Source organism: Bacillota bacterium (assembly GCA_030019365.1).
In the GTDB taxonomy this organism is placed as follows: Bacteria; Bacillota; Sulfobacillia; order JACIYH01; family JACIYH01; genus JACIYH01.
In genome coordinates this window covers 177,922-190,298 of the sequence record JASEFA010000002.1, presented here as the reverse complement: position 1 = coordinate 190,298, position 12,377 = coordinate 177,922, and the positions used below count along the sequence as shown (strand labels likewise).

At 63.7% G+C, this 12,377-nt stretch carries 9 protein-coding genes; 8 read left to right on the top strand and 1 reads right to left on the bottom strand.

The features are described 5' to 3' along the window. Positions 1 to 2: 2 nt before the first annotated feature. The 3 genes from sucD (at position 3) to QME70_04195 (ending at position 5,017) form a co-directional block, all read left to right on the top strand. A complete protein-coding gene (sucD, locus tag QME70_04205) occupies positions 3 to 869 on the top strand; it encodes a succinate--CoA ligase subunit alpha (protein ID MDI6893807.1) in 867 nt (288 codons plus the stop codon). A 46-nt stretch (positions 870 to 915) separates the two neighbouring features. Further along, positions 916 to 2,361 carry a CoA-acylating methylmalonate-semialdehyde dehydrogenase gene (locus tag QME70_04200; GenBank protein MDI6893806.1) on the top strand — a complete coding sequence of 482 codons (1,446 nt, stop codon included), beginning with the start codon at positions 916 to 918 and terminating at the stop codon, positions 2,359 to 2,361. A 367-nt stretch (positions 2,362 to 2,728) separates the two neighbouring features. After that, the gene (locus tag QME70_04195) at positions 2,729 to 5,017 is read left to right on the top strand and encodes an ABC-F family ATP-binding cassette domain-containing protein (protein MDI6893805.1); all 2,289 of its coding nucleotides are present in this window, start codon (positions 2,729 to 2,731) and stop codon (positions 5,015 to 5,017) included. Here the strand turns inward: QME70_04195 and QME70_04190 are convergent. Continuing rightward, entirely contained in the window at positions 4,978 to 5,181 is a 204-nt protein-coding gene (locus QME70_04190; GenBank protein MDI6893804.1) for a hypothetical protein, read from the bottom strand. The two genes, QME70_04195 and QME70_04190, sit on opposite strands and share 40 nt — an antisense overlap. A gap of 222 nt (positions 5,182 to 5,403) precedes the next feature. On the opposite strand from QME70_04190, the gene QME70_04185 reads away from it, so the two are divergent. The 5 genes from QME70_04185 (at position 5,404) to QME70_04165 (ending at position 12,325) form a co-directional block, all read left to right on the top strand. Beyond that, a complete protein-coding gene (locus QME70_04185; GenBank protein ID MDI6893803.1) occupies positions 5,404 to 7,119 on the top strand; it encodes a hypothetical protein in 1,716 nt (571 codons plus the stop codon). Continuing rightward, positions 7,116 to 7,805, top strand: coding sequence for an OmpA family protein (locus tag QME70_04180; protein ID MDI6893802.1), 690 nt, complete (start codon positions 7,116 to 7,118; stop codon positions 7,803 to 7,805). Before QME70_04185 ends, QME70_04180 begins: the two co-directional genes overlap by 4 nt. 1 nt (position 7,806) lies before the next feature. After that, the gene (locus tag QME70_04175; protein ID MDI6893801.1) at positions 7,807 to 8,988 is read left to right on the top strand and encodes an EH signature domain-containing protein; all 1,182 of its coding nucleotides are present in this window, start codon (positions 7,807 to 7,809) and stop codon (positions 8,986 to 8,988) included. Positions 8,989 to 9,006: 18 nt separating this feature from the next. Next, positions 9,007 to 11,781 (top strand): DEAD/DEAH box helicase, encoded by a 2,775-nt coding sequence (locus tag QME70_04170; GenBank protein ID MDI6893800.1) that lies wholly within the window; start codon positions 9,007 to 9,009, stop codon positions 11,779 to 11,781. A 184-nt stretch (positions 11,782 to 11,965) separates the two neighbouring features. Continuing rightward, the gene (locus QME70_04165; protein MDI6893799.1) at positions 11,966 to 12,325 is read left to right on the top strand and encodes a hypothetical protein; all 360 of its coding nucleotides are present in this window, start codon (positions 11,966 to 11,968) and stop codon (positions 12,323 to 12,325) included. Positions 12,326 to 12,377 lie beyond the last annotated feature (52 nt).

The following is a 12,377-nucleotide window of genomic DNA, read 5'->3' as shown; positions in this document are numbered from 1 at the left end:
GAGTGGCGGTATTCCTCACCCAAGACACCAGGGCCATCGTTCAGGGCATTACCGGCCGTGTCGCCCGCGTGCAGACCCGCTGGATGCTGGAATGCGGGTCGCCCGTCGTGGCGGGCGTGACCCCGGGCAAGGGCGGTGACCGCGTACATGGGCTTCCCGTCCATGACGTGGTAGCTGAGGCGGTGGAAAAATACGGAGCAAACGCCAGCGTGATTTTCGTTCCGGCCGCCCGTGCCCTGGCAGCTGCAGAAGAAGCTGTTGACGCGGGGCTACGGCTGATAGTGCTCATATCGGAAAACGTCCCCATTCTCGACGCGGTGAGGGCCCGGGAACGTGCGCGGGCAAAGGGGGCGACTCTGATCGGGCCCAATACCCCCGGCCTTATGTCCCCGGGCATCGGCAAGCTGGGGCTCATGCCGGTGAGCCTCTTCTCTCTGGGTCCCGTGGGCATAGTCTCCCGCTCGGGTACGCTCGCGTACGAGGTTGCGGGCCGGCTGACCGAGGCACGGTTGGGCCAGAGCACCGTGATCGGCATAGGGGGCGACCCTGTGGTTGGTCTCGACCTGGGGGAAGTCCTCGGGGCGTTTGAAGATGACTCTCAGACGGAGGCGGTGGTCATAGTCGGTGAGATAGGTGGGGTTCAGGAGGAAATGGCTGCTCGCGTTGTGGCCGCAATGGCCAAGCCGGTTGTGGCGTACGTGGCGGGACGTACTGCTCCGCCGGGAAGGCGTATGGGGCATGCCGGAGCCATTATAGCGCGTGATCGAGGCACAGTGGAAAGCAAGGCCCGCGCGCTTTCGGAAGCGGGAGCCCGCGTGGTGAGTTCGCCGGCAGAAATCGTGCCCGCCCTGGCGGCGGCCCTCAGATGAGGGGCTTTCCCGGCTGACGATGGGAGGTTGGGAGGCATTGGACCTGATTGGGAAGGTGCTGAGAAACTACATCGCAGGGGAGTGGCGTCCTTCCGCGGCGACCCACAGTCTCCCCGTGCCCAACCCTGCGACGGAGGAGTTGCTCGCCCGCGTACCCCTTTCGCCGGCAGAGGAGGTGGACGCAGCAGTGGTAGCTGCCGCCCGGGCTTTCCAGGCATGGCGGGAAACGCCAGTGGTGGAGCGCGGGCGCAAACTGATGCGGTACAAGCGGGTGCTGGAGGACCATCTGGAGGAGCTCGCGCGGCTCACGGTGCACGAAGCGGGCAAGGCACTGGAAGAGGCCAGGGGTGACATCCGGCGGGGGATAGAAGCGGTTGAGTTTGCGGCCGGGATGCCCACCCTGATGATGGGCCGGGTGGTGGAGGATGCCGCCCGGGGCGTGGACCAGGAGCTATTCCGGGCTCCGCTGGGGGTGGTGGCGGGCATATGCCCGTTCAACTTCCCGGCCATGTTTCCCCTGTGGCTGATGTCCATTGCCGTCGCGTGCGGTAATACCTTCGTACTCAAGCCGTCGGAGCGCTGCCCCCTTTCTGCTGTTCGCCTAGTGGAGTTGCTGAGGGAAGTTGATCTCCCTGCCGGGGTGGTTAACCTGGTGCACGGGGAGAAGGAGGCGGTGGACGCCATCCTCGCTCACCCGGCGGTGAGGGCTGTCTCCTTCGTGGGGACGGAGCGGGTAGGACGCTACGTGTATTCCCAGGCGGCGGCGAACGGTAAGCGGGTTCAGTGCCTGGTGGGAGCAAAAAACCACCTGATCGTGATGCCGGATGCGGTGCCCAAGCAAACGGTGGGCGCCATCCTGTCCTCGGCCTTCGGCAACGCGGGTCAGCGGTGTCTGGCGGGCTCGGTCCTGGTGGCCGTGGGAGAGGCGGGGGAAGTCATTCTGCCCCTGCTGGTGGGGGAGGCAGGCTGCCTGCGGGTAGGTAACGGGATAGAACCCGACGTGCGGGTGGGCGCGCTCATCAGGCGGGAGCATAAGGAGAGAGTCGAGGCTTGGATCGAGCAAGCCGTGGCTGAAGGGGCCAGGCTCCTCCTCGACGGCCGCCGGGCGGACGTGCCTCCCCACGGCTACTTCGTCGGTCCTACCATATTGGATGGCGTGAACCCGGACATGGCCATTGCCCAGGAAGAGATATTCGGGCCGGTGCTGGTGGTCATGAGGGCGGAAACTCTGGAGGAGGCCATCGACCTCGCCAACCGGTCCCGCTACGGTAATGCGGCGGTCATCTTCACCCAAAGCGGTGCCGCTGCCCGGACATTCCGGTATCGCATCCAGGCCGGCATGCTCGGCGTAAACGTGGGGGTGCCCGCCCCCATGGCCTTCTTCCCTTTCACGGGCTGGAAGGCCTCCTTTTTCGGAGACCTGCACGCTACCGGTATGGATGCCGTGGAGTTCTATACGGAGAAGAAGGTGGTCACCATCAGGTGGTGGTGAAGCCAGCGACGTAAGGGTGGGGCCACCCGTCATACGGCCTGGTCTGGGATGGAGATGGCCAGCAGGTGGCGTTCCCTGCTCCAGATACGTACGAGAGGCAGGACATTCAGTGCGGCACCGGTCTCCACCCGTCGCCCGCGTTGCGTGGGTGAAGCCATGGGGCGAAAGACGACGGGCGCCGGAAAGCAGCCACTTGCGCGCGCAGGGTGAGACGCGATATAGTTCCGTGCGGCACCCAGGTGCCGGGGAAAGGGGGTCTTCCTCAGTGATCGAGCGTTCGAACGGAGTGGTCATGCAGAGCCGCGCTTAAGCTGCCGGCGCTGATTGTGCCCTTCCTATCGAACACCTGATCGAGGGGGACTCAAAGGTGACCATCCTGATTGTGAGTGATCTGGGCAAGTACTTCGGTGCCGGCCCGGTTTTCAGGTTCGTTTCCTTCACCGTCAGCCAGGGAGAGAAGGTCTGCGTGGTCGGACGGAATGGCCAGGGTAAGACGACGCTTCTTCGCATTATCGCAGGCGAACTGGAACCTGACGAGGGCCGGTTTGCCGTAGTCGGGAAGAAGGGCATTGGGTACCTTTCGCAGGACCCGCCCGCTTTCCAGGGCACCGTGCTTGAGGAGGTCCTGGCCTCCAGGCGGGACATCCTGGAGCTGGCAGCACGCATGGGGGCCATCGAGCAGAAGATGGCCCACCTCCACGACGACGCAAGACGCCGCGCGGGCGAGGGCGAGGACTCCTCGGTGGAGGGCGAGGACCTCGCGGGCGGGGGCCAGGATCTCGCGGCGGAGGATGGGGACAGCGCGGGCCTTCATGCGGGAGAACGCCTTATGGAGGAGTACGCGCGGGTGACGGCCAGGTTCGAGGCGGCGGACGGCTACCGCCTTGAGCATCGGGCGAAAGCGATCCTGGGGGGCGTGGGCTTCACCCCCGATGCCTTCCACAAGGTGCCCGACGTGCTCTCGGGCGGCGAAAGGATGCGCCTGGCGCTGGCCAAGCTACTCCTCGCGCAGCCCGACCTGCTGCTCCTGGACGAACCGTCGGATCACCTGGACGTGAAAGGCGTGGAATGGCTGGAGGCTTTCCTCAAGGATTACCCCGGCGCCGTCCTCATGGTGAGCCACGACAGGTACTTCATCGACCGCGTGGCCGACAAGGTCCTGGAACTGGAGGGGGGAGAGGGGAAGCTCTACCCCGGCAACTACTCCGCCTACCTCGCGCGGCGGGAGGAGGAGCGGCGGACGCAAGGTGAGGCGTACCGGCGCCAGCAGGAACTCATCGCCCGCACCCGGGCTTTCATCCAGAAGTGGAAGGCCACGCCCACCCGGAAGGCACAGGCCCAGAGCCGCGAGAAGATGCTGGAACGGCTGGTGACGGTGGAGAAACCCAGGCGGGCTAAACGGGCCATGGGCATCAGGTTCGACCTCGGGCGGGAGTCGGGGGAAGAGGTGCTCCAGGTGACCGGACTGGGCAAGAGCTTCCCACTCCCCGGATCACCCGGTGACGGGGCGGGGCCGGACGCTGACCATGGCGGGGAAGATCCTCGCGCGAGAGTCCTGTTCCGCGGCTTCACCTGGCAGGTGCGCAGGGGCGACCGCGTCGCCCTCGTTGGCCCCAACGGGTGTGGCAAGACGACCCTCCTCCGGTGCCTGTCTGGCATCGACCGGGAGTTCGACGGGGAAGTCCGTATCGGTCACCATGTCGTCACCGCCTACTTCTCTCAGGGACTGGACGATCTGGACGACGAGAGCACGGTCCTTGAGGAAGTCACAGCCCTCGGCCTCACCAACCAGGAGGCCAGGGATCTCCTGGGCCGGTTCCTGTTCTCGGGCGAGGTCGTGGAGAAGAAGGTTTGTGTCCTCTCCGGGGGCGAGAGGAACCGGCTCATGCTCGCCAAGCTGGTGGTGAGCAGGGCCAACCTCATCTTCCTTGACGAGCCCACAAACCACCTGGACATGGCCTCGCGCGAGGCCCTTGAAGACGCGGCCAGGGATTTCCCGGGCACTCTCATATTCGCGTCCCACGACCGCTTCTTCATCGACCGCCTGGCCACCCACCTCTGGCTTTTCCAGGACGGCAGGATCAGGGTTTTCCGGGGCAACTACTCGGACTACCGCAGGAAGGTCGAAGCCGGCGAGGCGGTTGTCTTCGAGGACGACCTACCCTCGTTTGCCCTCAGGACGGACAAGGCAGGAGCTGCGGGCGGGGCAGTGGCCAGGACGCGGCCGGACCCGTCCCCAGGCCCCCGGAGCGAGCGAGGCGGCCAGGGCAGACCGCGCGCGCCCGGCGTCGATCCGCCGAGGGAAGGCGGCCAGGGCAGGGCGCGCATGGCCGCGGGCGCTCCACCGGAGGACGCACAGCGCAGAGCGTTACAGGCCGAGATCCTGCGGCTCGAGGACGAGATTGAGGCCCTGGAAAAGAGGAGGGGCGAACTGCTGGAACTCTTCAAGGACCCCGCCTCGTATGAGAACCCCGAGACTCTCCCGTCGAAGGAATTCGGCCGGGTGGAGAAGGACCTTGCCGCGCTCTACGAGAGGTGGGAGTCCATGGTGCGGCTCGCCACAGAAGCGGAGGACACCGCGGTCGACCGCAGAAACGGGGGACAACGCGGTCGCTCTCAAACTGCAGCCGGCCCGGCCGATCGCGAGGGGAGATAGGCCCACGTTTCCCTGAGCCGTTCTCCCCTCTCGTCATACTCAGTGATCACAACACGGGTGGCAACCGACTTGTCCACCACGTTCTCCTCGTCGTCCATGTACACGGCCACTGCATAGGCCCCGCCGGCCGGCGTCGGCCCGTCTTTACGCTCGACCTTAACCATAGCCCAGACGCCTCCTGACGAATGGGGTTTCGTGACACGCATGTGGAGAATGTGTGGGGCCGCCGAGAACTAGCCTTGTGGCGGAACGGGCCATGCCCAAGCTGGATTATAATCCTTAGGTCCGACAGTAGGTGGCGGACCAGGAAGACGAATGTTGCGCGTCGTACGAACACTATGACATTGTTTATCTCCCGTAGGAACCTTCCGCGGAGGTGGAAGCGCGTGGGCCTCATGGATTGGTTCTTCCGCCTGCTTCAGTCGGTTGGGCTAAGCAAGGTTACGTCCATCTGGGTATACGTCACACTGGGCGGGGCCGGGGTTGCAGCGCTCTGTTTCTGGAACCCGCTATGGCGGCTGAGGCGGCAGATCAAGGCCTTTCTCGACCACACCAAAGATTTGGCCCCTCGCTCGCCCGCCAATGCGGAAGCCCTCGATCAGTACTTCGCGAGCGACCAGGGAAACCTGGCCACGTGCTGGGCGTCGTATCGCCAGGCGCGGAACGACCCGCTCCTTCAGTGGACTGACAGTCGCTATCCCGACGTCACCGGCTTTTTCCCCGCGACCTTCCTGATAGAGAGGATGGGTCGGAGGAGGCTGGCCGAGGCGATCCCCGGAATGCTGACGGCATTTGGGATTCTGGGCACGTTCGTGGGGCTATCGGTAGGACTGCGCGGTCTGGCGGTAGCGGATGTAGAACATATCCGGACCAGCATAAACACACTGCTGGGCGGGATGAATGTGGCCTTCCATACCTCCGTGGCAGCGATCTCTTGCTCCATTGTATGGCTGGGGGCGGATCGTAGCTTCCTGGGAAAGGCCATGGCGGAGGTAGACCAGCTCCATGACCGCCTCCTGAGGCTGCTTCCGGCGCCGGCGGAGCCGGAACTCCTGCAGCAGATGCTGCAGGCCCAGCAGGAGCACGCCAGCACGATCAAGACCTTCCTGAGCGATTCTTTGCTACCGAAACTGGTGGAAGGCTTCAGCACCGCGGTTCAGGAAACTTTGGTTCCGGAGCTGGAGAAGAGCACGAAGTCCCTGGCAGAAACGTTGCCCGGAATCGCGTCGGTCTTCCGCGAGGCGGTGGAGACCTCTCTCGCGCCCCACGTACGCGCAACTGCGGCAGCCGTCGAGGAGTTTGCCCGGGCGGGAACGGCGAAACAGGTCGAAGGCGTGCAGCAGATGGCGACCGAGTTCTTGCATGCTCTGGATGGGAAGGTGCGGGACCAGTTCGATAACCTGGCATTGCTGGTGCGTGAACTCATGGACGCCAGTACGAAGCTTACGGCGGACGCCTCGGTATTCGCCCAGCGCATGGAGGAGTTCGCCATTCTGAACGAGAGCGTAGGTGGCAAGGTGGGCGACATGCTGTCCGTTTTGGGCGCCTACACGGAGGAATTCCGTCACTTTCACGGATCGCTTGAATCTGCCATGCGGGGAATGCGGGAAGCCGCCGAGCAGGCCCAGGGGTTTCACGTGCAGCTTAGCGAGCATCTTGCGAGCATGGCGGGTATCCAGACCAGCTTGAACGATACCTGGTCACGGTTGTCGACGGACATGCAGCCCAGAGTTATTCAGTTGGCCAAGGTGTGGGAAGAAACCCACGAGAAGCTTGCCACCCTGAACGGTAGCCTGGAGCATAGTGCAGAGGCGTTCGCCAGCAACTTGCATGCGGGTTTGACGCGTACATTCGAAAGCTTTGATGACAACCTGGCCCGAGCCACCGCCCACCTCGCCGGCTCCCTCGGCCAGATGAACGAGACCGTAGAGCAGATCTCTGGTCAGTTGGGGCAGTTCCGCCGACTGGTGACAGACATCTCAGGGGCCCTGACCGGCTTGCAGAAATCGGTCGTAGAGATGTCAGGTGGGCTCACCCAGTTTGAGCGCACGGTTGCGCAGGCCATCGCTGTCGTCGGGCTGCGGGAGGAGGGCACCAGATGAGGGCCTCGGCCAGGGTAAAGCTGGGGGCGTTGAAGGAGAGCGAAAAGGCCGATTACTGGATGTCATACTCGGACGTGATGGCTGCCCTCATCCTGATGTTCGTGCTGCTGCTAACCCTGGTAATGCTCGACTATGTCGTGGAAAAGCAGAAAGGCATCGAGCGTGTTCTGGGGGTGCGGGCGCAACTCATCCGCGATTTGAGCGAGGAATTCAAGGACAGCAAGCTGAAGATGAAAATCGACCCGGGCACCGGTGCTGTGACATTCCCGGCCGGCGTCTTCTTTGCCTTCGACAGTGATGTGATTTCCCCCGAGGGCATGGCTCACCTCGAGGACTTCGTACCCAAGTACGTAAGAACCATCCTGAAGCCCGAGTACGAGGGGTACTTGGCTCAGGTGATCGTGGAGGGTCATACTGACCGGCGAGGATCGTATCTGTACAACCTTGACTTATCCCAGCGCCGTGCCTATGCAGTGGTCCGGGCCATTTTCAGTGAGGATTTCCCCGACTTCCCCGGTCGGCAGAAGCTTCAGGAGTACATAACGGCCAACGGCCGCTCGTACACACGCCCGGTTCCGGGAGAGGACGACCCACAGAAGTTGCGGCGGGTGGAGTTCCACTTCCGGCTCAAGGAGGACGAGTTCATCAAGGAACTCAAGGCTTTGCTGGGCGAGGACGGGCAGTAACATGTTGTGGCCTGACGCGCGGCGGTGGCGTTTCGTTTACCGTCCGGCCAAGCTGGAGGCCGCGGTGGAGGAGATATCCCGGCGGTACAGCCCCGCAGCGGTATTGGAGCGTCGGCGGCACAAGTCCGCATCCGTGGACGTGAAATCGCTGTTGGAGACCATTGCGCGCACCCCTTCCGACGAAGCCCTCCGGGAGATCGCACTGTCGCTCAGCGCCCCCGAAATCACCGCCCTCTTCTTTGCCGTGCCGGAGGTGCCCGAAGCCGAGGTGGCCGTGAAGGTGGCGAAGGTCATCATCTGGCGGCGCCAGCGGTGTCTGCTCGGTCATGCCTGGCCGATGTTCAAGGGTCACCCACGACACCCCGGGTGCCGCATGTTACTGGCTGAGGCGCTGGCCCAGCGCGCGGGCCCTGAGCTACCGGACCGGTACCGGGCCCTTCTGGAGAAGAGCGTTCGAACGGACGACCCGGCGGGAGCAATGGCCTCCTACCTGCTATCGGCGGACGACCTGTTGTTCCCCGACCTGGTCGGGAACATGGGTGTGGAACGGGAGTGTCCCCTTGCCGCTGAGGTGCTCCAGCACTACGTGCTGCGTTCGACCAAGAAGCACTTCTTGCGGGAGGGCGGTGCGGTCCTGGCTTCCTACGCGCGGTCGCTTCAGATGCCGCCCTTCAGGCGGTTTACGGAGCGGTACTTGCTCGAGATGGAGCCCACGTTCTTTCAGGAGGACGTCACCACACTGATTGTCAGCAGACTGGGGAAGCCGGGTGACCCCCACAACCGGCGCTGGGAGGGGATCGATGAGGGGGCCAGGAGGAAGTTCCAGCGCTGGCTCGTTGAGTCGGAACTCAGGCTCTTCTTCGATGAGATTGCGGGAGATCCGGCCCGTTGGCGGTACTGGATGCGACAGGCCGACAGGATTCGGGATGTAATCCGCCGTGATGACCCTCCCATCCTGGTGATGTTCTTTGCGCGCGGGGTCGCGGTGGAATTCGGGCAACCGGGCAACGCCGCCTACCTGTACACCCACGAGGTGTGGAAGGCGATTTACCAGGACCACCTCCGCTGGCGCACCCTGTGGAGACCACAGGACCTCAAGTACCGCGAGCGGTGCGTGGACAGGATTGAACACCGCGGATGGTGGGAACTGGTAGCCGATGAGACGCTCGAGCAAATCCTCTGAGACGGGGGCGGGCGCTGAATGCTCAGATTGGGATCGACGCGAGATGCCCTGGGGATACAGAGGTCTTACAAGCAGGATGGAGTCGCGTTCGCCATTCACGTGACCAAGGGGACCGACCGTGTCACCCTCTGTTTTCCGATCAACTTCGGACCCTACATGTCTCTGCGTGACCTGCTCCGGCAAAGCTGCATTACCCAGCTTGAATGCCTGGAAGACCTGTGGATGAGCGGCGAGCTGGCCGACCGCGAGGGGGCCTACATCCTCTCGTACGATAAGCTCTATGGCCTCGACCCGGAGGTGCGCCGCGGCCTGGGACTTCCCGAACGCGCGGGTGTGGACGTATCCCTGCGCTCGGTGGGGGCGGTAGGCCAGCCTCATTTCCAGATCCAGTGCGTCCTGCGCCACCCGGAACACGGCTACCTCGACGCATCGTGGGAACGCCGGGGATGCGTGATGGTGCGGGGCGAGGTTGCCGTGCTGCTACCCCCCGAGGTGTTGGTCCTGCTGGAAGCGCTCGCGGATAGGCCGGTCGCATGGGCGGGACACATGGCGAGGCAGGTCGAGTACGTTGCCAGGGTACGGACCAGGGCTCTGCAAGCAGGGGCCAGGCTCGACCCCTATCTAGAACGGGAAGAGTACCTCTTCCCCGATAAGGTGAGCGCGGACGTGAGCAGCCCGGCACCCGGCACGATTGGGCTCAGGCCCGTCCTGCGGGGTGTGCCGCCAGAAGTAAACCAGCAACTGGACACCGTGCTTCCCCCGGGCAGGAAGTATGGCACGTGTATCTCGCGCGATGGCCGGAGGCGCATCCGAGTCTTCGTGGGAGACAAGGTGGTGGACCAGCTGCGGGCTGTGCGCAGAAACCGGGTCCTGCGGGGACCTGAGGCGGCCAGGTTCGTCCAGAACCCGGCTGCCTTCCTCCCCGAGGATCTCGATCTTGACCTGACCGATTTCAGCGATCGGGTCAAGGGATTGGCGCTCCGCGTTTACCGGGCCCAGCCCTTCATTTCGGCCAACCCCAGCGGCAGGGGCTGGTTTGACGTGCATACGGGTGTCAGGCTCAGGGATGTGTCGGACCTGGGTGAGGATATCGACATACCCATGAGCGAGTTTCGCGACATAGCCGAGAAAGCGCTGCAGTCGGGTCAGGAGTATGTGGAGTGGAACGGCAAGTGGATACACTTACCGGCCTCGATGCAAACCTTCCTGGCGGGCGACGACAAGCTCAGACGCCTGGCCCCTGCAAGCCGTGTCGACGTTACCCGCCTCCCGTACGTCCTGGAGATCTTCGAGAACGTCGTCGACCTGGAGTACAGCCCAACTCTGGTTGAGGAGAAGGCAAAGCTGGAGACTGAGGTCGAAGCCGGTGATGCTGTCCCCGCAGCATTTAAGCTGGAGTTACGACCGTTCCAGCGGGCCGGATACGCCTGGATGAGGCGGCAGCGCCTGCGCAAGCTGGGGTGTCTGCTGGCCGACGAGATGGGTCTGGGGAAAACCATTCAGACACTGGCCTTTCTGTGCCACCTCCACGAGCGGGGGCAACTCAGGCCCTCCCTAGTGGTGGCACCGCTGGCCATCATCGACAACTGGGTGGCGGAGTTGGAGCGTTGCCTCCCCCCGGTGATTTGCTACAAACACCTGGGGCCCAATCGGTTGAAGGATCTCGATTCCATCAGCAGGGCCGACCTGGTTTTCACAAGCTACGAGACCCTGGTGAGAGACCAGTTGTTGCTGGGTCAGGCCGACTGGCGGGTGGTGGTCTGCGACGAAGCCCAGAAGATCAAGAACTACACCGCCATGGCAACGCAGGTCGCTAAAGCACTCAAGGCCACCATTCGCCTGGGCCTGACCGGGACCCCGGTGGAAAACAGCCTGAGCGAGTTGTGGTGTATAGGGGATTTCGTGCAGCCAGGGCTGCTGGGCAGCTACCGGGAGTTCCGGTCTGAGTTCGAGCTTCCCCTGGCCAGGGCTGCCCCGGCGGAGAAGGGGGCCGTGGAGTCGCGCCTGTTTGAGAGGCTGATTCCCATCTACCTCCGCCGGACCAAGAAAGAGGTGCTCGAGAACTTACCGGCAATCAGCGAGCACGAGTGGACGGCCGAGATGACCGACCTGGAGACCGAACTGTACCTGGACGTTCTCGCCAGGGTCCGGGCGAGGGAGATGGAACCACTGGTGGCCATAAGGCGCCTTCTCGATATCTGTGCCCATCCCGACCTGCCGGCCAATGGAAGCCTGCCTTTAGACCCCGGCCAAACGGTTCGTCGCTCCAGCAAACTCCAGCTCACCTTGCGCCTCATGGATGAGGTGGCCGCTCAGGGAGAAAAGGTGGTGGTCTTTTGCCACCTCCGAAACATGCAGCGCATTTTGAAGCGGGTGTTCATGTGGCGGTACAAACTCCCGGAATGCTTCATCCTGAACGGAGAGACTCAAAACCGGCTGGACATGGTTGAGCGCTTCAACCGGCAGCCGGACTTCGGGGCCATGATAATCTCGCCCAAGGCGGGCGGGGTGGGCCTCAACATTACGGGCGCGAACCACGTGATCCACTACGTGCGCTGGTGGAACCCGGCCGTGGAGAGCCAGGCGACCGCGCGCGTGCACCGGATTGGTCAGTCGCGGGCGGTGCACGTCCACTACCCCATCTTGACCCATCCCCAGTTCAAAACGGCGGACGTGATCCTGGACGAACTGCTCAGGGAGAAACGCGAACTGGCCGATTCCGTACTGGTGCCCACGAGCCGACTGGAGATCTCCGAGAAAGAGTTCGCCGCCCGCATGGGACTTGGCACGTAGGGGGGAGTGGGCGTCAAGGGCAGAGCGCAGGTTGTTGACCCGCGCTCTGCACGGTGCGTCTCAAAAAACTGCGCCGCATGCGGTCAGGTGATGGGGCCCGGAGGGGGCTCCCTCGCAGCGGTCGGGGCCCCCACCCGGGCAGGGGCGGGCGGCGTCAGCCCCGTACGATGAGCAAGAATATGAAGTGACAACGAGAGAGATGATCGTCGCCCTCGCCGAAGAGATCGAGGCCGTCAAGGGGGACGGCGGGTCGCAGCAGGTTCCGCTCTGCGGAGGTGTTCGCGAGGGTACGGTCGCGGGCCGCTACCTGTACAGCTTCAACGCTCCTCTTGAACTCACGGTGCTGGATGACACTCCAGCCCGCGTCCGTGTGGGCGATCGGTCATGGGAAGCCCCCGTAGCTGGCGTGCAGAGCTTGACGGTCACGCTTGCAGTACAGGGGGACCTGGGGGAGAAAGTGCCCGCCGCCGTCCTGGATCTTTCCCCTTACTACGCAGCAGGGATATCACCGCCTGAACGTGGTCGACTTCGATCGCACCTATGATCGGGATGGGTGCTGCGAATTGGCGGTGTGGACCAAGGATGCGGGCGATGCC

Coding starts and splice junctions, on each gene's coding strand:
- QME70_04190 (MDI6893804.1), bottom strand. CDS start 5,181: ATGGTTAAGGTCGAGCGTAAAGACGGGCCGACGCCGGCCGGCGGGGCC.
- QME70_04180 (MDI6893802.1), top strand. CDS start 7,116: ATGAGGGCCTCGGCCAGGGTAAAGCTGGGGGCGTTGAAGGAGAGCGAA.
- QME70_04175 (MDI6893801.1), top strand. CDS start 7,807: ATGTTGTGGCCTGACGCGCGGCGGTGGCGTTTCGTTTACCGTCCGGCC.
- QME70_04170 (MDI6893800.1), top strand. CDS start 9,007: ATGCTCAGATTGGGATCGACGCGAGATGCCCTGGGGATACAGAGGTCT.